Source organism: Peribacillus sp. RS7 (assembly GCF_041956845.1).
GTDB lineage: Bacteria > Bacillota > Bacilli > Bacillales > DSM-1321 > Peribacillus.
In genome coordinates this window covers 5,275,757-5,296,315 of the sequence record NZ_CP168135.1, presented here as the reverse complement: position 1 = coordinate 5,296,315, position 20,559 = coordinate 5,275,757, and the positions used below count along the sequence as shown (strand labels likewise).

Below are 20,559 nucleotides of genomic sequence, written 5' to 3'. Positions count from 1 at the left end.
TTTGGCATTTCCTCATATACTCTAGCAAGAGGGTAATTGAGGAGGGATATCTTGCCAAGTGAATTTTTTAATACAAGTGAAGTACTGGAAGCTATATTAGAGACAATTGATGAAGGCATTCATGTAATAGATCCAAAAGGACAGACCATATTTTATAACGGAGTGGCGGCCAATCATGATGGAATGAAAAGAAGTGAAGTGCTTGGGAAACCGTTGCTTGAAGCCTTCCCTTCTTTAAATCACAAATCATCGACATTACTCCGAGTGATTAAATCTGAAAAACCGATCTACAACTATAGCCAATCATATGTAAATGCACATGGGCGAATCATTGAGACGCTAAATACGACGCTCCCCATATATGTAGATGGGTTCATGATTGGTGCAATAGAAATTGCTAAGGATTATTCAAGTTTGAAGCAATTATCTGAAAGGTTAGCTGACCTTGAAAGCTCGCTCAAGACAATCAAAAGTCCTGAAAAGAAAACGTCCCAGAAAGGCGGATTGTATTCGTTCACTGAAATCCTGACCAGTGATACTGGGTTTAAAGGTTTGATATCACAAGGGAAAAAGGCTGCCCGATCATCCTCATCGGTATTGGTTTATGGGGAAAGCGGTGTAGGAAAAGAGCTTTTTGTTCAAAGCATCCATAAGGATTCCAGCCGCAGTAAAGAACCATTCATCGCACAAAATTGTGCTGCCTTACCAGAAAATTTATTGGAATCGCTTCTATTCGGTACGGCTAAAGGAAGTTACACTGGCGCTGTGGAACGCCAGGGATTATTTGAATTAGCAAACGGCGGAACCTTGTTTTTGGATGAATTGCAATCAATGCCGATTGACTTGCAGGCAAAGCTTCTGCGTGTGCTTGAAGATGGGTTCATCAGGAGGATAGGCGGCACAAAGAGCGTACAGGTGGATGTCAGGATCATGGCAGCGATGAATATAGATCCTAAAAAGGCCGTATCGGAAAACAGGCTAAGGCCAGATCTATTTTACCGATTAAACGTATTGAGCTACGAGCTGCCTTCGTTAAGGGAGCGTACTGATGATATAGAGCTTCTGACTGAGCATTTCATATCAATATTTAACAGTAAATTAGGACTTTCCATAAAAGGCATTGAAGAGAAGACAAAGGTTTTCTTTCGGGAATATCATTGGCCTGGAAACGTAAGGGAGCTTAAACATACGATAGAATTCATGATGAACCATACAGAGAAGGATATTTTGAACCTTGAAGACTTGCCACAGTTTTTAAAAAAACATACCCATTCCTCATCAGTAAAAATACTTCCACTTCGTGAGGCCATGATTGAGATGGAAACAAAATTGATTACCGAGGCCCTTCATCAGACAAACGGAAATGTTTTTCAGGCATCGAAGCTATTGCAGATTCCAAGGCAGACCTTGCAATATAAAATAAAAAAACATATTTGACCATTAAAAAATCCGGAAGCAGCCAGCAGTCCGGATTTTTTTATGGTCAATGGAATTTTTGGGTCATTTTGGCACCCTTCTTGCATTTAATACTACTATCATAACTCAGGAGGTATAACCATGTTATTTGACTTATATAAGCCAGATCGCAATTGGAAAGATATAGAGCTATGGAAAGATGTAACCGAAGAACAATGGAACAACTGGCTGTGGCAGCTTACGAATACGATCCGAACCGTTGATGATTTGAAAAAAGTGGTAAACCTGACTCCGGATGAAGAGGAAGGCGTAAGGATCTCCACTAAAACCATCCCTTTGAATATCACCCCATACTATGCTTCGCTAATGAATCAAGATGACCCAAGGTGTCCAATCAGAATGCAATCGGTCCCCATCTCGGAAGAAATGCATAAAACCAAATATGACATGGAAGACCCCCTTCATGAGGATGAGGACTCCCCTGTACCTGGTCTGACCCATAGATATCCGGATCGCGTCCTTTTTTTGGTGACGAATCAGTGCTCGATGTACTGCCGTTATTGTACGAGAAGACGCTTTTCAGGGCAAATTGGCATGGGCGTGCCAAAAAAACAATTGGACGCTGCCATCGGTTATATACGTGACACACCGGCGGTTAGGGACGTCCTTATTTCAGGCGGGGACGGATTATTGATTAATGACACGATCCTTGAATATATCCTCAAAAACTTAAGGGAAATCCCTCACGTTGAAATAATCAGGATAGGTACGCGGGCTCCGGTTGTTTTTCCTCAAAGAATCACTGAAAATTTATGTACCATCTTAAAAAAATATCATCCGGTTTGGCTGAATACTCATTTCAATACCTCGATAGAAATCACCGAAGAGTCAAAGAAAGCTTGTGAGATGCTTGCCGATGCAGGTGTACCGGTGGGCAACCAGGCAGTTATTTTAGCGGGGATAAATGACAGTGTCGCAATCATGAAAAAGCTAATGCATGACCTTGTTAAGATTCGTGTGCGACCTTACTATATTTATCAGTGTGATTTGTCAGAAGGCATCGGTCATTTCAGGGCTCCCATATCAAAAGGGATTGAAATCATCGAGGGACTCAGAGGCCATACATCCGGGTATGCTGTTCCTACCTTCGTCGTCGATGCTCCAGGTGGGGGAGGGAAAATAACACTGCAACCGAATTATATCCTTTCACAATCCCCAACAAAAACGGTGCTGCGCAATTTTGAAGGAGTCATAACCACATATCCTGAACCTGAGCATTATACACCTGGCCTTGCAGATGATTATTTCAAAGGGGTATATCCCGATATGGAAGAAAAAAGGTCAGATATAGGTGTATCCGGTTTGATGAACGATAAGCAATTCAATTTAGTGCCTGAAGGGCTGAAGCGAATGAATCGACGGGAAAATTACGTGACAAACCCAGAGCATGCTACATTGAAAAACCAACGTGAAAAAAGAGATTTGTTGAAAGAAAAGAAATACCAGGCACAGCAAAAAAAGAGCACTCCAAAGGGAGATGAATAGCATGGAGACGTGTCCATGGTGTGAGAAAGGGAAGCTTACATCGGTAAAGGGGACGGTGTATTGGGAACTGCCGGATGGTACGAGGGCGGTGGAAATTACGGAAACCCCTTCATCTCATTGTGAGAATTGCGATGCTCTTTTTCAAAGTGATGAAATAGTGAAGGAAATTGAAAATCAACTATTTTTAATTGATTCGAAACAGCTTGAAAAACAAACGAAGTACAGTGAGCTAATGAACATGAAAAAGCTGTTGAAACGCAACTACTTTGACTTTTAGCGGAATGGTACATGACGTTTCCATTTATTAATGAATGAATGAATCCCCTCATTTTAGGCAGAACAGTGTAAATCACTATTCTATCTTAGATGTAGGGGGTTTTTCCCATTCACAAGAATTATAGGCCATCGGGTATTTGAATGTTAGAGTAATTCCGCCACCCTTCATACGGCATGACTGACCATGCTCGTGTGTATATAAGTAAAGGGTACTTGCAAGCATTTGATTGAAGCTCTAGGTTAAACTTGTAGCGATTCGATTCATTGATCGATCACTTAAAGAATAAAGAACGTAAGTGTGAAAAAATATTTCCCGCCTTTAAAAGGATTGAATCAATTTGGGAATGAGAACGATATTTTATTGAAGTTCCGTATTCTATTATCAAATGCGGTTCGTGCTGAAAAATGGTGGATTTCAATAAAATGAGGAAGAAAAAACCAAATTATTTTAAAAAAGTGGACGGAAGAGAAAGTTTCCGATATATTAAAGCAGGAATCATAGTTATTTTTAGGGGGGCTCGACACCATGAGACCATTTTATTTATATTTAATGAAATTTCGACAACCAAAGGAAATTGATGCAATCACTAAATTTGCCAATCATGCCTATCAGGATCATGGCTTCCCAAAACAATCGACTGATTATAATGAACTGAGCAGTTATTTGGAATTGAATGCAGATTATCTCGAAAGTATGTCAGTATTCGATCAAGCGTGGGAACAATATGTCCAAATAGAAGAAGGACTCCTATTGGGAGATCAGGAATAGGGGGATCGGAAGGATGCTTAAAAGCCTTCAAACCCGAATTTTGCTTTATTCTTTACTTATAGCAAGTGTTCCTGTTCTGATATTGGGGATCATATCCTATGGATCACAGCGCTCCCTGCTGGAAAAGGAAGCTAAAAATGCCTTGAATGCAGGTTCACTGAATATTGTAAATGAAACATATAGCTATTTGAACGAACGCATCAGTGATGTGAAGTTAATGAGTGCAAATTCGATAATCATAAATCCCGGCTCTTCAAAGGAAGAGAAGTCAGTTGAACTAAAAAAGTTTATCGATGCAAAAGGAAGTTATTACGGTGTTTTGCATTTGAATATGGAAGGAAAGGTCATTGCGGATACCTCCAATAAAATGATCGGGGATAACCTCGCAAAGAGAATATGGTTTAAAGAGGCCATGGAAGGTCATGAATTCCTTTCTGACGTATACAAAACCCGAGCTTACTCAGAACCCATAATATCTCTAAGTGCGCCGGTATATGATAATACAGGAAAAATAATCGGTGTCGTATCTCCAGCTTTCAGATTGGAAGGGCTCTGGGAGATGATGGAGAAAAAGGCTAATGACATTAGTGATAAATATCCAGTGAACTTTTTCATTCTTAATCAAGAAGGTATCATGATTTCGAAAAAAGACCCACATGGCGTCATGCAGGATTCAGCCTTGGAGGAAATTGGTTTAACGAAAGAAAAGCTGATGGAGGCTTCGTTATCGGATGAATTGTACAGTGCAGAGAATGGGGAAAAAATATATTCTATCCAGCCTATCCATACGATAGCCGAAACGGAGAATACATGGTTTGTTGTTGTGGGTGCAGATAAGAATCAGGTGTTTCAGCCTTTGAATGACCTTTTATCACGGTATCTGACCATCTACAGCATCGTATTTGTTTCTATCATTCTGGCTGTCTATTTACTTACTAAGACTCTTGTGCGGCCAGTTCAAGATCTTGTCGAAGCAACGGAGGATTTCATTGAAGGAAAGGAATTCGTCTTTTCCAATAAAAGAAGCTTCGAGGAAATGGAAAAATTGAATCTTGCCTTTCTAAGAATGATGGAAACGATAGAAGATCGTGAGAAGGAAATCGTCCGTACGGAAAAATTGAAATATGTTGGCCAGCTTGCAGCCGGGGTCGCGCATGAAATCAGGAACCCGCTGACGACAATAAAGGGCTTTTTCCAACTATTGAAGAGTCAGGATCATGATAAAACACTAATAGAAAAATATAGTGATGTCATGCTTCATGAAGTGGATCGGGTGAATGTATTCGTGACTCAACTTCTTGATTTGGCAAAACCCCATCAACTGGAATGGGAGAAAATGGATTTAAAGGATTTCCTTGATGAAATGATAGATACATATACTTCTTCAAATCCGAGTTCTCACGTAAGAATAATGAATGGAGTGACACAATCCGTCATTGTTTTTTCAGACAGGAACCGGTTAAGGCAGGTTCTCTTGAATGTCCTGAATAATTCTTGTGAAGCCATCGAAGCAAGAGGGCAGATTGAACTGGATCTGACTGCCGTTTCCCAATATGTAAAATTGATGATCAGAGATGATGGAAAAGGCATCAGTCCCGAGAATTTAAAAAATATCGGCATGCCCTTTTATACCACTAAACAAGATGGAAACGGCCTAGGTGTAGCGACCTGCATTCAGATAATGGAGGAATTAAAAGGAAAATTTCAAATTGAGAGTGTACATGACGAAGGAACGAAAGTGACGCTCATTATCCCTACTGCGAACCGTCTCATTAAATGAGACGGTTTTTGGTTGTAGATAAATGAGGAACAAGGTTTTTCGTTGCCCTTTAATAAATGGGCAAGTTCCTTATCTAAATGAGTAAAATGCCCTCTCATTTCCATTAACCTCCATGTTTGTTTATGCATATAATTTACTAATCAAACGATAAGGACCATATTGGGGGATGTCTCTTATGGGCAAAAAAAAACAGCCGAAATTTAAATTAGGCGATACAGTCGTAATAACAATGTATGGGACAGTCGGGAATATAACCGATGTTAAATTTCTCGATGGTGCTTATGTGTATGAAGTGAACTATAGTGAAGGTCTTTATATTGAAAAAACATTGCAATCGATAAATGAATACGAAGGAGAAATCCTTTATCCAAAAGAACAAATCGACATTGAATATAAATATTTATTAGGTGACTTGGTCCAGGTGGATGGATATGAACAGGATTATTTCAAGATTATCGGCTATCGAACGGAAATTTGGCGCTATAAGGAAAATGCCTGGGAGGATGTAATCTATGAGTTATCAAGAATCTCGGATGGTGAATGGCTTGAAGCGCATGAAGAAGAACTGACTCTGATAGCCGATGCTAAACGTGCAGATGGGATCATTAAAAAGTTGGGCCTGCTCCTTCCTAAAAAGAATAATGAGCTTGCTATCATTGCTAAACAATACAACCCTGGTAAAGGTGAGCGAGAAATGACAATGACAAAAAATGAAAAAAAGGAAATGATTGATGGACTGTTGGATTTATATAATGATTATTGTAAGCTCTACGAACATTTTGGCGATGATGAATATCGTCATATCATGAAGATCGCCCTTGCAAAAATTGAAAAAGCTGCAGAGGAAATTTATCCAGATCATAAAAAGAAGCAAACGAAGTGAAAAGGTATCCCAAACTTTTAAAGGGCAATTTCCAAATTACCTAAAAAAGCTACCATTCAAATTGGCCACCAATTGAACATGGTAAATATAGGCCCTTCATATGATTTTCCATTAAGGGATGCCTTACTGGCATATTTGTCTCTACACATTCATAGACCTTTAAATAAGGGGGCGATGATTTGCGAGAAATTGAGGTTTTTATTGATACAGAAGAGATAGCGGAATTCTTTTTTCAAGAATTGATAAGACGGGGCTATCTTCCAACAGAAGCTGAAGTTGAAGATCTTGCTGACATCACATTCGAATATCTTCTTGAAAAATGCATAATTGATGAAGAAGTCGATGAGTAACCAGTCATAAGACGGTTAGCAGCTTCCTTTCCCTTAATTTTAAAAACAATTAAAAAAAGACGGCGGGCCTCCGCCGTTTTGTTTGCGGTTCTGAGGAGGGGTGCCAAAAGTCTTTTCACGATTTCCAGTTTCCTTATCAGGTTGGTTATTGGATAAGGTTCAATTTTCCTAACTTGTGGTTGATATGGTATAGTAGTTTTTGTATATCATTCCAACCACAAGTTAAGGAGGAAATAGTTGTATGAGCGTACATATTGGTGCAAAAGAAAATGAAATTGCAGAAACGGTCTTACTACCTGGAGACCCATTGCGTGCAAAATATATTGCTGAAACATTTTTAGAGGATGCAAAACTTTACAATGAAGTTCGGAATATGTTTGGATACACAGGGACATATAAAGGGAAAAGAATTTCCGTCCAAGGCACAGGCATGGGTGTTCCATCCATTTCCATCTACGTAAATGAATTGATGAATAGCTATAATGTTCAGAAGCTGATTCGCGTTGGAACTGCAGGAGCCATCCAAAAAGACGTAAAGGTCAGGGATGTAATCCTTGCAATGAGTGCTTCCACCGACTCGCAAATGAACCGCATGACTTTCGGCGGGGTGGACTTTGCTCCAACCGCGGATTTCGAATTACTAAGAAAAGCTTATGACGCGGGCACGGCTAAGGGCTTGCAATTGAAGGTCGGGAATGTATTTACGGCCGATCAGTTTTATAACGATAATAGTGAATTGGAAAAATGGGCAAAATACCAAATCCTTGCGATAGAAATGGAATCAGCGGCCCTATACACGCTTGCTGCTAAATTTGGACGCCAAGCTTTATCAGTATTAACCATTTCCGATCACATTTTAACCGGTGAGGAAACGACGTCGGATGAGCGCCAGTCAACTTTTAACGAAATGGTTGAAGTGGCATTGGAAGCAGCTATCCAAGACTGATAATTGGATGTTAATGACAGGCGGGTGACCAGGAATAAATGATGCTGTATAATGAAGGGTGGGATACAGGCTCATTTATTCCTTGGTATCCGCATTTTTGTAATGTCTCGCCTTAAGGGGTACCCAAGATTTTACGTTTGCGAAGGGTTAAAAAAATACATATGATCAGTAAGTTGTTATTTTTGATAACTATTATTTTTCGATTGGCATGAAAACTGATAAAATAGAAAGAAACCGTTTATATCGTCATGAAGAATGAAAGTGGTGAGGCTTCAGTGGAAGAAGAAAATCAACAACAGCCAAAAGAGGCAGGGAAATTCATTAAAATAAAGAAGTTTACGTTCATTATGGGGATTTTCCTAGTCATATTTCTAACTGCAGGGATTACTACAATAGCCTTGACCTTTGGAAATGAAAAAGTAGAGTCAATAGCACCGGATAAACATTCGGAATTTGAAAAGCTGTATTCTACATACGATACGATAAAAGATAACTATTATGAAGAGATTGATCAAGACAAGCTGGTTGACGGGGCAATTAATGGAATGATCAAATCATTGGATGACCCCTACTCAGCCTATATGGATAAGAAGGAAGCATCGAGTTTCCATGAGAGCATCTCTTCATCTTTTGAAGGAATCGGTGCGGAGATTCAGGAACAGGATGGAAAAATCATGGTCGTCTCACCGATAAAAGGGTCCCCAGCCGAAAAAGCGGGTGTAAAACCGAATGACATCATTTTAAGTGTCGACGGTAAAAGCGTTGAAGGACTGAGCTCTTCTGAAGCTGTCCTGAAAATCAGGGGCGAAAAGGGAACGAAAGTGAATTTATCCATCTCAAGAGCTGGTGAATCGGAACCGATTGAACTCACCATTAAACGTGACACAATTCCGATTGAAACAGTGTATGCGGAAATGCTTGATGATGGAGTTGCAAAAATCCAAGTGACCAGTTTTTCCGAACATACAGTCCAAGAGCTGAAAACGGCGCTTGAAGAAATGTCGAAGAAGGATATGAAGGGTCTGGTATTGGATTTGCGTGGAAACCCAGGGGGACTGCTTGACCAAGCAATAGAAATGGCAAGCCTGTTCATACCTAATGGGGAAGTGGTCCTTCAAGTTGAGGAACGAAGCGGGAAAAAAGATGTCTATAAATCGAAGAATGATGGAGAGCTGAAGATCCCGGTAGTCGTGTTGATTGATGATGGAAGTGCCAGCGCTTCTGAAATTGTTGCAGCGGCTGTCAGTGAATCAGCAGATATTCCTTTGATTGGTGTCAAATCATTTGGCAAAGGGACCGTTCAGACTGCCCAAGACTTTGAAGATGGATCCAACTTCAAATACACGGCAGCTAAATGGTTGACGCCTGAAGGCAATTGGATTCATAAAAAAGGGATCAAGCCTGATATTAATGTGAAGCTCCCTGATTATGCCAACCTTCCTTACATTTCGCCTGATAAGGAATTGAAAGCATCGGATTCTTCAAGTGAAGTGAAAGCTGCTGAAGAGATGTTGAAGGAAGCAGGACATGATCCAGGGAAGATAGATGGATTCTTTGATGAAGCAACAAAAAATGCGGTAACAGCATTCCAAAGGGAACAAAAAATTAAAGAAACCGGCACTATAAAAGACGATACTACCGTTAAATTGATGCAGGTCATCCGGGAGAAAATCCTTAAAAACGACACTCAAGTTAAAAAAGCGGTAGAAGTATTAAAGAAAGAAATCAAATAAATGATTTTGCCCGAAAAGCCTGCCAACGATTATCGTTGGCAGGCTTTTTTGTCGTTTAATGCATACGATTCCAATATTAGGCAGAAAATATGGGTAAATTTCCGATGAGGTGAGGTAATGAAAGAAAAGGTACTGTTCATATATCTATTGATCTTGATTCTGGCAGGCTGCACCTATGCCCCTTTACCCAAACAAAATGGAAATGCAGGTACGGAAAAAAAACTAACCGAAGAAGAGAACGAGGAAAGCGTGAAAACATTTCTGTTTATTGGTGTTGATACCAGGGGGGAGGAAAAATCTCGATCAGATGCGATTATACTGGCAAAATACTTTCCTGAGCAGGAGAAACTGAAGCTGGCTTCAATCATGCGTGATAGTTATGTAAAAATCCCTGGGTATAAACCAGGATATAACAAAATAAATGCCGCTTATTATTATGGTGGAAGGGAACTGCTCAAGAAAACGATACAGGAAAACTTTGATGTCAAGGTCGATCATGTGGCAGTAATTGACTTTCAGGGATTTGTGAAGATGGTCGACTTGCTTGCCCCTGAAGGAGTAGCGGTGGATGTGGATCAAGAAATTATTGATGATATGAGCATTCAAGCAAGCACTGGCAAAAATGTTTTACATGGTGAGGAAATATTGAAATATGTCCGTTTTAGACATGATGATGAAAGTGATTTTGGAAGGGTTGAACGTCAACAAGAAGTAATGGTTCAATTAAAAACAGCGTTTATAAATCAAATCTCAACCTTCGAAGGGATGGCAGCGCTTCCTAGTATAATAGAACAAGGGCTCTCGTATTTGGATACAGATATTGGGCTGAAAACGATAATGGAAATGGGTCCAAAAGCCGTCTTCCATACACCGGAAACCGTTGAAACCTTAAGGATTCCAGTGGAAGGAAGTTTTAGAGATGAAATATATCCCCAGTCTGGAGCCGTTTTGGAAATGGACTACACTAAAAATAAGAAAGCACTTCAGGAGTTCTTTTCAAAATAATAAGAATGTCTAATATCATTTGTTATCGAAAACACGGGATTTAATTAGTGAATAGATTCGAATCACTTAGATTATTGCATAATAGACCTCGAAAGAATAATCATAATTGATCTTCATTAAAAAACGAGACGGATACGAAATCCTTCTCGTTTTTTATCACCAATAAAACTTGGATCATTTAACGAAATCAGGAATGTTTTTGATGAAATCCGGTGTTATGATGCCGTTTTCTGTAATGATGCCTGTAATTAGATGATTCGGTGTAACATCAAAGGCTGGATTGAAAGTCTTCACGTTTTCCGGGGCAATCCTTACACCTTGAATGAAAGTGATTTCCGCTTCATGCCGTTCTTCGATCGGGATGGATGTGCCGGATTGGATAGAGAGGTCGAAGGTGCTTGATGGAGCCGCCACATAAAAAGGGATACCAAAGTGCTTTGCTAATATGGCCAATCCCAATGTCCCGATTTTATTGGCTGTATCTCCATTAGCCGCAATCCTGTCGGCCCCGACTATAATTCCATTTATTCGTTTCTGGTGAATCGTATGGGCGGCCATATTATCAGAAATTAAGGTGACGTCAACCCCTGCTTGCATCAATTCCCAAGCCGTCAAACGCGCCCCTTGCAGGACAGGCCTGGTTTCACAAGCGTACACTTTTAGCGGAAAGTCCCTTTCTTTAGCCAGGTGGAAGGGAGCCAGGGCTGTTCCATAACGGGCTGTGGCAATCCCTCCAGCGTTGCAATGCGTTAGGATGGAATCTCCTTTATCGAATAAGGATAAACCATGTTCCCCGATTTTCCTGCACATTTCTTCATCTTCAGCAAAGATGGCTTGGGCCTCCGATACAAGTGCTTCCTTGGCAGTTGAAATGCTTTGCGCTGCTTTCAACGTATTCTCCATCCTCCTTAACGCCCAAAAAAGGTTGACTGCAGTTGGCCGTGAAGAAGCGAGTTTTTCAATATGCCTCGTTACATTTTTCTTGAATTCCCCTAATTCAGCGGTTGTTTCCTGTTTGGCACCAAGTGCAACACCAAATGCTGCCGTCAGTCCAATTGCTGGGGCACCACGAACTTTTAATGTCAATATGCTGTCATATACATCATCAACAGAATGAAGTTCAATAAATTCAGTTATGGAAGGAAGGGCTTGTTGATTTAATAATGTAATATGGGTATCATCCCATTGTACCGAATATGGTAAGGGTGCTAGTGTAGTCATGTGCAGGTCTCCTTTTAAAGGGTTGAATAAGATGGCAGTGTACGTTGCTTCAACGCTTCAATGACAGCTGGAACATCCAATTCTTCCCGTTTTTTAATTAAAAATGCACCAATTTCCAATGTTGCCGTTTTGGCAGCGATCCTTGTATCTTTATTTTCAATGACGTTTAAATCGGCAACATGGGAAAGGCCAATGGTTCGCCGAATCAGTTCACAGCCGGCAAAACCGAATGCATCTTTTTTGAATTTTGTCAGTAAATAAGGCAGATAACCTTTCACATGGCGGAATGGGCTTTTATTTTGGCCTTCCCATAATTCGGAATAAGTTTCTTCAAAGGCATTCCAAAATTCATGAAGGTGTGAGAAAATCTCTTCCTTTCCAGCGCCATTTCGTGTAATTGCCTGAAAGAGAAGGTTGGCGGTGTATTGACCAAGGTCAAAACCAATGGGCCCATAAAAAGCGAATTCCGGATCAATAACCTTTGTTTCAGTTTCACTTGCAAAAATACTTCCAGTATGTAAATCTCCATGAAGCAAGGCTTCCTGCTCGGTTTCAAAGCTTTGTTTCAGCTTAGCGACCTCAAGTATCACTTCTTGATCATTCCAAATATTTTTGGCGGCATCAGTCAATTCCAGCTCGAAATCTCCCGGGAGTTCCTCAAAAAATGGATCCGTGAAAATAAAGACCTCAGTGATTTTGCAGAGTTCCGGATTCGTGAAATGTCGGGCCACTTCCTTTTTCGCGGATGGTTCTAAATGATAATCTGATGTATAAAATGCCGTCTTCGCTACATATTCACCAATATGCTGTGAAAGCAATGGATATTGATCGCCATCGATCAAGCCTTTTCTAACGATTTTCAAGTGCGATAAATCTTCCATGACTGTAATGGCAAGCTGTTCATCCGAATAATAGACTTGCGGTACGAATTCGGGGCAATAGCTTCTGAAATGAATCAGTGCATTCGCTTCAATGGCTGCCCTTTTCAATGTCAGTGGCCAGCTTTCACCAAGTACCTTGGCATAAGGGACCGCTTGTTTGATTATTATTCCTTTGTTTGTGACTGTGTCTGTAATATGAAAAACATAATTTAAATTTCCATCGCCGATTTCTTTACAGTTTAAACTTGCATCCGCATTGACCAACCCAAGTTTTTTTGCAAGGGTTATAGCTGTTTCGTTTGTCAATCTCTTAAAATTTGAATGGTTTTGAGTCATTCTTTTCCCCTCCAGATTCAAAATAAGAATAAAAAAGCCTCTTTCATATAGAAAGAGGCAGAAGTTTTGGCTTCGGACCTCTTATCTTCCAGAAAATGAATTCTGGTGGAATTAGCACCGTGCTCTGTGGATTTTATAATCCGGCGGTGAATCCGCCCCATTTCACAATGGTATTACAGTCGGTTGCTGGGCTTCATAGGGCCTTTATCCCTCAGCCTGCTCTTGATAAGAGTATATGTTTTCTGAAATTTTAATCTTCGGGAAAATAATATCAACTTTTTAAATAGTTTGTCAATGGGGAAATTAATAATAATCCGGCCGACTATCTTCGAATACGGGTATTTTGTTCATGGCCAAAGCCCAGACTCGATCACTGGAGAGCCTTATTGATTAGCCGTGCCATCGAGAACCAATCATATGTTGTAGCCGTTAACCGTTCAGGTTCGGATGTCAATAATATTCCTTGATTATTGATCCATGGGGGAATATCATAGGTGAATCCGGAGAAGCAAACGAACTCTTGACAGGCACCTTGGACTTCAATAAAGTTACGGAAGCACGGAACTTCGGCGCCTTGAACGGTATGGGCTCGCTGCCATTCAGGAAAACGGATGTCATAACAAATGAATCCAGCACATATTTTTTCATCAAGAGTAAATTAACCATCTTTTTCACCTGGCTGCAGGAAATGATGTTCATCCATTAACTGAAATAAGTGAAGCTTATCATATTGTTTAATGAGATTTCCATGCTTATTGATGATGATCATGTTGTTATAGATGCCCTTGCTTGCTTTTTTGGCAACGGAACCCCCAATTATGTGAAACTGGTGTTTCTTTGCCTGATCTTTTAAACATTCAATCGTTTTTTCTGCTTCTTCATCAGCAATCTCATTTAACCTGGTCAAGTCGTATCCTGTTGACCAAAGCTCTGGTAAAATAACGATATCGGGTTTTGACATTGCTGCTTTTTCCATCCATTGTTCTGCAACCTGAAAATTGATATCTGGTTGCCCGAAGGCAATATCCATTTGAATGCAGGCAATCTTCCACTTCATCGTTTAAAACCCCACATGTAAAAAATGCTTTACAAGACTATGATAAACATATATCATTTGTGACTAGAATTTCAAGAAATTTCAGAGAAGGTGTATAAATGTTGCAATTCGAAAAATCCAGACAACTTCAAAAACTGCCCAAGCAATTTTTTGCCTCTCTAGTCGCAAAAGTCAATGCGATTACGGCGCAGGGTCATGATGTCATTAATTTAGGCCAGGGAAATCCTGATCAACCGACGCCTGAACATATCGTGAAAAGTTTGCAGGTTGCCGCTGAAAAAACGATTAATCATAAATATTCGCCGTTTCGGGGACATCAATATTTAAAAGATGCTGCTGCCGTCTTTTATGAACGTGAATATGGTGTCAAGTTGGATCCGAATAGTGAAGTGGCGATTCTCTTCGGGGGAAAGGCAGGTCTTGTCGAACTGCCGCAGTGTTTATTGAATCCAGGTGATACGATCCTTGTTCCAGACCCCGGCTATCCGGATTATCTTTCCGGTGTCGTTTTAGCACAGGCAAAGACCGAACTGATGCCCTTGACAGAAGAAAATGATTTTCTTCCGAAATACAATGACATACATAAAGAAGTGCTAGATAAAGCTAAAATGATGTTCTTGAACTATCCGAATAATCCCACAGGTGCTTCTGCAACTGAAAGTTTCTTTGATGAAACCGTCTCCTTTGCAAAAGAGCATTCGATTTGCGTGGTCCACGATTTCGCTTATGGGGCGATAGGATTCGACGGAAAAAAACCGATAAGCTTTCTCCAGGCAGAAGGAGCGAAGGATGTAGGGATAGAAATTTACACACTATCGAAAACATTCAATATGGCAGGGTGGAGAGTCGGTTTTGCAGTGGGGAATAAAAGTGTCATAGAAGCTCTTGAACTATTGCAAGACCATCTTTATGTTAGTCTCTTTCCAGCGATACAGGAAGCAGCGGCAAGCGCGTTACTGGACTCGCAGAGCTGTGTAGAGGAGTTAGTGAAGATGTATGAGGGACGCAGGAATGTTTTCATTGAGGGATTGAGGGCAATCGGCTGGGATGTCAAAGCTCCTAAAGCATCATTCTTTGCCTGGCTCAAGGTACCAAAAGGTTTTACGTCCGAGAGTTTTGCAGACTATCTATTAACGCATGCCCACGTAGCTGTTGCCGCAGGGAATGGATTTGGTGAATTTGGCGAAGGTTACGTCAGGGTAGGGCTTCTGACTTCGGAAGAACGGCTTGAAGAGGCTGTGGAACGGATACGTACATTAAAATTATTTTAACGGAGGATTCAATTTATCCTCGGTTAAATAGACAAAAACTTATTGACAAAGTATGGATTACGTGTCAGAATACAAAATAAATTCTTAATCTTTCGATACTTGAATGTAACTATATATCAGCGTTTTCTTATTTTGAGCAGGTGGAGGGACTAGCCCTATGAAGCCCAGCAACCGACCGTAATTCCATTGTAAAATGGGGCGGAATTCTTCGCCGGATTTTCTTGAAATCCACAAGGCACGGTGCTAATTCTTGCAGCCAATGGCTGGGAGATAAGAAGATGGCTTTTTAAAGCCTCTTCTTTATGAAGGGGCTTTTGCCATTTTGAGACCATTTCAGGTTAATGACTTCGAGAGTTTAACTAACGTGATATAGGAGTGATCAAATGAGCGAGATAGTCGCTACTTATTTAATTCATGACTTTAATGGAAATCATGAGAAAAAAGCAGAAAGCATTGCCTTAGGATTGACTGTGGGAACATGGACGGACCTGCCCCATTTGGTCCAGAAGCAACTGGAAAAACATAAGGGTCGTGTCGTATCGGTGACACCACTATCTGAAGAAGAGAGGGCAAACAGATATTTTAATCGTAAAGTGTACCGTTCACTAATTAAGATTGCCTATCCGGCAGGGAATTTCTCCAATGATTTACCTGCTATCCTCACGACGGTCTTCGGCAAACTTTCATTGGACGGAGAAATAAAACTTATCGACTTGGATTTTGTCGGTGAGATTCAAAAAGCTTTCCCAGGGCCGCAATTTGGCATTGCAGGCATAAGGGAAAAGATTGACGTATATAACCGGCCCCTGGTGATGAGCATCTTTAAAGGTGTATTAGGAAGGGACCTAGCCTTCCATAATGAGCAACTGAAGCGACAAGCATTAGGAGGTGTCGACCTAGTTAAAGATGATGAGATTCTCTTCGACCAGGAACAGACTCCATTTTTCGATAGAATAAAAACTGGAAAACGAATATTGAATGAAGTCTATGAGACCACTGGCCACCGAACTTTATACGCTGTCAATCTATCAGGGAAAACATTTGAATTATTGGATAAGGCAGAGCAAGCTGCTGAAGCAGGGGCGGATGCTTTATTGTTCAACGTTCATACATATGGTTTGGATGTATTGCAGGCCTTGAGTGAGCATGATCGAATCAGGCTACCGATCATGGCGCACCCCGCTTTTAGCGGGGCATTGGCATCTTCATCATTTTATGGGATCGGCTATCCATTATTACTTGGTAAATTAGTAAGGTTATCAGGTGCGGATTTATCCTTATTCCCATCCCCTTATGGAAATGTCGCCCTTGAAAAAAAGGAGACATTGGCGATTGCTGAAGCTCTTACAAAAGATGAACCTTCGTGGAAAAAAGCCTTCCCTGTTCCTTCTGCAGGCATTCATCCGGGCATGGTTCCGGACCTAATCAAGGATTTTGGGCTGGATAGTGTGATTAATGCCGGAGGTGGAATTCACGGACACCCTGACGGGGCAGAGGGTGGGGCCAAGGCTTTCCGTTCTGCTGTGGAAGCCGTTCTAGCAGGAAAGGACCTATCTGAAGCGGCGGCTGAGGAAGAAACGCTAAAAAAAGCTCTTGTTTTATGGGGAGGCTTGTAAGAAAAAATGAAACCGATCATCTTTTGTGATTTCGACGGAACGATCACCAACACAGATAATATCATTTCCATCATGAAAAAATTTGCGCCTCCGGAATGGGAAGCGTTGAAAGACGGTGTCCTTCAGCAAAAAATCAGTATATCTTCTGGCGTTGGGGATATGTTTTCGCTACTTGATAGTGGCTTGAAGGATGACATCATTCAATATGTATGTGAATCGGCCGGCATCCGTCCAGGGTTTTATGAATTCGTTGAGTATACGAAACAAGCCAACATCCCTTTATATATTGTAAGCGGAGGCATGGATTTTTTCATAGCACCTCTTTTAAATGATATCTTGCCATCAGAGTCCGTGTATTGCAACCATGCATTTTTCAATAAGGAAAAAATTTATATTGAGTGGCCCCATGCCTGTGATGACCAATGTAAAAATGATTGTGGTTGCTGTAAGCCATCCATTATGAGGGAGATTGCGGGTGCGGATGATTTTAAACTCGTTATTGGAGATTCAGTAACGGATTTTGAAGCGGCAAAACAGGCCGATTTTGTCATAGCCCGTGACATATTGCTTGAAAAATGCGATAGGGAAGGAATTCCACATCAAGGATTTGAAACATTTTTTGATGTAATTGACATTTTAAAACAGCAGGAGGTGGTTAAAGCGTGAACACTCATTCTAAAGAATGGCGGGAGTTGGCAGATATTAAGGCTGAATTGGCCGAAAGGGATTGGTTTATGGGAACTAGCGGGAATTTGTCCATCCGTAAGCCCGAAAGTCCTTTCTTTTATATTACGGCAAGCGGTAAGGATAAAAGGAAGCAATCGGATTTGGACTTTTTACTGGTTGATTTAAAAGGAAAACCAGTTGAAGAAACGGAGTTAAGACCATCGGCCGAAACATTGCTTCATACCGTTATTTACGGGAAAACCAATGCGAACTGTGTACTCCATGTCCATACAGTTGAAAATAATGTGATATCCGAATTGTACGGAGATGAAGGTCATGTTACTTTTCGTAATCATGAAATCATTAAAGCGACCGGAAGGTGGGATGAAGATTCAGAGCTAAGGATTCCTATCGTCTATAATCACGCTGACATTCCGCTGTTATCCGATAAGTTCGAACCACATGTCGAAGAAGACTCTGGCGCTGTGCTGATCCGCAATCATGGTATTACGGTTTGGGGTAAAAGCGGATTCGAAGCTAAAAGAATACTTGAAGCTTGCGAATTTTTATTTCAATATCAACTATTGCTTAATCAACAAAAGGCATTTGCAGGTTCCATAAGATAAAAATCCATAGAGGAGGAATGAATGATGGCGACGATCAGATTCCATGAAACAAACGAAGTTATTGAAAATGGGGAAAAGGTAAAAGGTTTTTTAGAAACACAAGGGGTTATCTATGAGCAATGGGACATTTCGAAATTACCGGCCCATCTTGTGGAAAAATACGATCTGACAGATGCTGACAAGGAGGAAATCCTTTTAACATTCAAATCGGAGATAGCGGAAATTTCCGAGAGAAGAGGCTATAAAGCGCACGATATCATTACATTATCCGATGCAAATCCAAACTTGGATCAAATGCTTGAAAACTTTAAGCAGGAACACCACCATGAGGATGATGAAGTGCGTTTCATAGCAGGCGGAACGAGTATTTTTGCCATTGAAGGCGGCGATAAACAGTGGTTTGATGTACGGCTTAATCCAGGAGATCTAATTAGTGTACCAGAATCCAAACGGCATTATTTCACGCTGGCAGAAGATAGAAAAACGGTCGCTGTCCGTATTTTCGTTACAGCGGCAGGATGGGTGCCGATTTACGAAAAGGACGAAGTTCAAGCATAATCATTGTTGAAAAACCAGCTTATAGGCTGGTTTTTTTATGTGGTTCAGGCAAGTGCTTTAGGAAGACAAGTATGATAAAATTTAACGGAATCGAATTTAACCGGATCATAGGAGCAGATACGAATGAAAACAACCGAAGTGTACATATTGGGCGGCTTTCTCGGCAGCGGGAAAACGACTCTTCTTCGAAATATCTTAAAACAGGAAAGTGAAGCGGGTAGAAAAGTGGCCGTGCTTCTAAATGAACTCGGCAGTGTATCGGTGGACAGTGGCCTGATCGGTGATGAAGTGCCACTGAAAGAGTTGTTTGACGGGTGCATCTGTTGCACAATTCAGGATAAGCTAGAGGTTCAGCTTCATGAATTGCTAACTGAAAACGACCTGGATGCCGTTTATATTGAAACGACAGGAGCAGCGCATCCAGTTGAAGTATTGGATGGCATCATGTCACCGCTTTTCGCCAAAAGGCTGGAGTATAAAGGTATTATAACGGTCGTCGATTTATTAAGGTGGCGCGACCGGGAGGAACTGTCTCCGCAGCTTCGACAGTTGCTTGCTGAGCAAATCCACCATGCGGATTTCATATTATTGAATAAAGCTGATCTAGTTAGTGAGATGGAGGCCGCACAGCTGATTTATTCAATACAGGCGCTGAACACGGATGCTGTATGTTTATTGACGGAGTATGCAGCCATTTCCTTGATATCGTTGCAAAGGATGCAAAGAAAAGGGCGTAATGGCCATCAAAAGCTTGATGTACGCGATCATTTGCATTTAACTGCAGTCGTCCATACATTTGAAGGGGCCGTTGCACAAAATGACTTTGAAGATTGGCTTAGGGCCCTTCCGGAAACGGTCTATCGAATGAAAGGATACATTTCCTTTACACATTCACAATACCCACATTTATTCCAATACTCTTATGGAATGCCGATGTACATGAATGAAATGATGAAAATGCCATTGAATATCGTCATTATCGGGGAAAAGCTGGATAGGGAAATGATGATCGGTCAGTTGAAGGCTTTGGAAGCGAAAGCGGCTCAATAAACGTTTATCGCCCACTAAAGAAGGGAAACATAATAGGAAACTTTCTGATCAAGGGGGCGGTATTAGTGCCATGGAACTATAACGATTATCCGAATTCGATGAAGAATCTAGATAAAGATGTCAGGGAAAAGGCCATTGAAATCGCAAATGCATTATTGGATGAAGGATATGAGGATGGAAAAGCCATTCCAATTGCCATAGACCGGGCTAAAATGTCGGTGGGAAAAGATTGAAAAAATGGTCAGACCCATTTACCGGGTCTGACCATTTTTATTGTTGCAATCCAAAGGCGGCAAATGTCTTTTCGTCTTCAATTAATCCGCAAGCAGCACATTGGACCCGAACTTCAGGACCATTATATGCTAGATGGAATGGTTGAAGGGAATCGTTCGAATATTGTTCAACAATCTCACCGGATTGCGGATCCTTTTTAACTGGGGTTGATACTTGCTGAATGAGATTGAAGCGAGATTTATTTGTCCGGCAATTCGGACAGCGGTATACTTGAGACAATGTACTCACTCCTTTTTTGAATTTTTTAAGCGATATCGTATTATTCAAGTAGTCTTTACAA

At 40.9% G+C, this 20,559-nt stretch carries 21 protein-coding genes, 1 pseudogene and 2 riboswitches; of the genes and pseudogenes, 18 read left to right on the top strand and 4 right to left on the bottom strand.

Annotation, left to right across the window (positions count from 1 at the left end; translation table 11 throughout):
* The first annotated feature begins 51 nt into the window (after positions 1-51).
* From ACDZ29_RS26190 to ACDZ29_RS26145, 10 genes are all read left to right on the top strand, one after another.
* Positions 52-1,437, top strand: a complete 1,386-nt coding sequence (locus tag ACDZ29_RS26190) for a sigma-54 interaction domain-containing protein (RefSeq protein WP_370015422.1) — start codon at positions 52-54, stop codon at positions 1,435-1,437.
* Positions 1,438-1,557: 120 nt separating this feature from the next.
* Positions 1,558-2,961 carry a lysine 2,3-aminomutase gene (ablA, locus tag ACDZ29_RS26185; RefSeq protein ID WP_375089224.1) on the top strand — a complete coding sequence of 468 codons (1,404 nt, stop codon included), beginning with the start codon at positions 1,558-1,560 and terminating at the stop codon, positions 2,959-2,961.
* Between the two features lies 1 nt (position 2,962).
* On the top strand, positions 2,963-3,238 hold the full coding sequence (locus tag ACDZ29_RS26180; RefSeq protein ID WP_375089222.1) for a YokU family protein: 276 nt from the start codon (positions 2,963-2,965) through the stop codon (positions 3,236-3,238).
* Positions 3,239-3,763: 525 nt separating this feature from the next.
* Positions 3,764-4,006: a YozE family protein gene (locus tag ACDZ29_RS26175; protein ID WP_289316053.1), complete on the top strand. Its 243-nt coding sequence runs from the start codon at positions 3,764-3,766 to the stop codon at positions 4,004-4,006.
* 13 nt (positions 4,007-4,019) lie between these two features.
* Complete coding sequence (locus tag ACDZ29_RS26170; protein WP_375089220.1) at positions 4,020-5,786, top strand: ATP-binding protein; 1,767 nt, start codon at positions 4,020-4,022, stop codon at positions 5,784-5,786.
* A 175-nt stretch (positions 5,787-5,961) separates the two neighbouring features.
* The gene (locus ACDZ29_RS26165; protein ID WP_289325404.1) at positions 5,962-6,669 is read left to right on the top strand and encodes a hypothetical protein; all 708 of its coding nucleotides are present in this window, start codon (positions 5,962-5,964) and stop codon (positions 6,667-6,669) included.
* Between the two features lie 179 nt (positions 6,670-6,848).
* On the top strand, positions 6,849-7,019 hold the full coding sequence (locus ACDZ29_RS26160; RefSeq protein ID WP_064505166.1) for a YozD family protein: 171 nt from the start codon (positions 6,849-6,851) through the stop codon (positions 7,017-7,019).
* Between the two features lie 241 nt (positions 7,020-7,260).
* Positions 7,261-7,965 (top strand): purine-nucleoside phosphorylase, encoded by a 705-nt coding sequence (gene deoD, locus ACDZ29_RS26155; protein ID WP_207440173.1) that lies wholly within the window; start codon positions 7,261-7,263, stop codon positions 7,963-7,965.
* A gap of 248 nt (positions 7,966-8,213) precedes the next feature.
* Entirely contained in the window at positions 8,214-9,698 is a 1,485-nt protein-coding gene (locus tag ACDZ29_RS26150; protein ID WP_370015395.1) for a S41 family peptidase, read from the top strand.
* A 117-nt stretch (positions 9,699-9,815) separates the two neighbouring features.
* Positions 9,816-10,703: an LCP family protein gene (locus ACDZ29_RS26145; RefSeq protein WP_289325402.1), complete on the top strand. Its 888-nt coding sequence runs from the start codon at positions 9,816-9,818 to the stop codon at positions 10,701-10,703.
* A gap of 174 nt (positions 10,704-10,877) precedes the next feature.
* On the opposite strand, the gene mtnA is transcribed toward ACDZ29_RS26145, so the two are convergent.
* A complete protein-coding gene (mtnA, locus tag ACDZ29_RS26140) occupies positions 10,878-11,924 on the bottom strand; it encodes an S-methyl-5-thioribose-1-phosphate isomerase (protein ID WP_375089217.1) in 1,047 nt (348 codons plus the stop codon).
* Between the two features lie 14 nt (positions 11,925-11,938).
* Positions 11,939-13,141 (bottom strand): S-methyl-5-thioribose kinase, encoded by a 1,203-nt coding sequence (gene mtnK / locus ACDZ29_RS26135; RefSeq protein ID WP_375089216.1) that lies wholly within the window; start codon positions 13,139-13,141, stop codon positions 11,939-11,941.
* A 78-nt stretch (positions 13,142-13,219) separates the two neighbouring features.
* Positions 13,220-13,373, bottom strand: a riboswitch (SAM riboswitch).
* Positions 13,374-13,604: 231 nt separating this feature from the next.
* Here mtnK and ACDZ29_RS26130 point away from each other — a divergent pair.
* The gene (locus ACDZ29_RS26130; RefSeq protein ID WP_375089215.1) at positions 13,605-13,847 is read left to right on the top strand and encodes a hypothetical protein; all 243 of its coding nucleotides are present in this window, start codon (positions 13,605-13,607) and stop codon (positions 13,845-13,847) included.
* On the opposite strand, the gene ACDZ29_RS26125 is transcribed toward ACDZ29_RS26130, so the two are convergent.
* Positions 13,800-14,198 (bottom strand): nitrilase-related carbon-nitrogen hydrolase, encoded by a 399-nt coding sequence (locus tag ACDZ29_RS26125; RefSeq protein ID WP_375089214.1) that lies wholly within the window; start codon positions 14,196-14,198, stop codon positions 13,800-13,802. The two genes, ACDZ29_RS26130 and ACDZ29_RS26125, sit on opposite strands and share 48 nt — an antisense overlap.
* A gap of 98 nt (positions 14,199-14,296) precedes the next feature.
* Between ACDZ29_RS26125 and ACDZ29_RS26120 the strand changes: the two genes are divergently transcribed.
* The 7 genes and pseudogenes from ACDZ29_RS26120 to ACDZ29_RS26090 all read left to right on the top strand — a co-directional run.
* Entirely contained in the window at positions 14,297-15,469 is a 1,173-nt protein-coding gene (locus tag ACDZ29_RS26120; protein ID WP_370015389.1) for a pyridoxal phosphate-dependent aminotransferase, read from the top strand.
* Positions 15,470-15,593: 124 nt separating this feature from the next.
* Positions 15,594-15,746, top strand: a riboswitch (SAM riboswitch).
* A gap of 106 nt (positions 15,747-15,852) precedes the next feature.
* Entirely contained in the window at positions 15,853-17,085 is a 1,233-nt protein-coding gene (mtnW, locus tag ACDZ29_RS26115) for a 2,3-diketo-5-methylthiopentyl-1-phosphate enolase (protein WP_289325397.1), read from the top strand.
* Between the two features lie 6 nt (positions 17,086-17,091).
* Positions 17,092-17,751 carry a 2-hydroxy-3-keto-5-methylthiopentenyl-1-phosphate phosphatase gene (locus ACDZ29_RS26110; RefSeq protein ID WP_375089212.1) on the top strand — a complete coding sequence of 220 codons (660 nt, stop codon included), beginning with the start codon at positions 17,092-17,094 and terminating at the stop codon, positions 17,749-17,751.
* Complete coding sequence (locus ACDZ29_RS26105; protein ID WP_375089210.1) at positions 17,748-18,377, top strand: methylthioribulose 1-phosphate dehydratase; 630 nt, start codon at positions 17,748-17,750, stop codon at positions 18,375-18,377. Before ACDZ29_RS26110 ends, ACDZ29_RS26105 begins: the two co-directional genes overlap by 4 nt.
* A gap of 24 nt (positions 18,378-18,401) precedes the next feature.
* Positions 18,402-18,935, top strand: coding sequence for a cupin domain-containing protein (locus tag ACDZ29_RS26100; RefSeq protein ID WP_375089208.1), 534 nt, complete (start codon positions 18,402-18,404; stop codon positions 18,933-18,935).
* Positions 18,936-19,058: 123 nt separating this feature from the next.
* Positions 19,059-19,985, top strand: a complete 927-nt coding sequence (locus ACDZ29_RS26095) for a CobW family GTP-binding protein (RefSeq protein WP_375089207.1) — start codon at positions 19,059-19,061, stop codon at positions 19,983-19,985.
* Between the two features lie 65 nt (positions 19,986-20,050).
* A pseudogene (locus tag ACDZ29_RS26090) lies at positions 20,051-20,197 on the top strand (hypothetical protein); the annotation flags it as partial.
* Between the two features lie 58 nt (positions 20,198-20,255).
* On the opposite strand, the gene ACDZ29_RS26085 reads toward ACDZ29_RS26090, so the two are convergent.
* On the bottom strand, positions 20,256-20,498 hold the full coding sequence (locus ACDZ29_RS26085) for a DNA alkylation repair protein (RefSeq protein ID WP_251428523.1): 243 nt from the start codon (positions 20,496-20,498) through the stop codon (positions 20,256-20,258).
* Positions 20,499-20,559 lie beyond the last annotated feature (61 nt).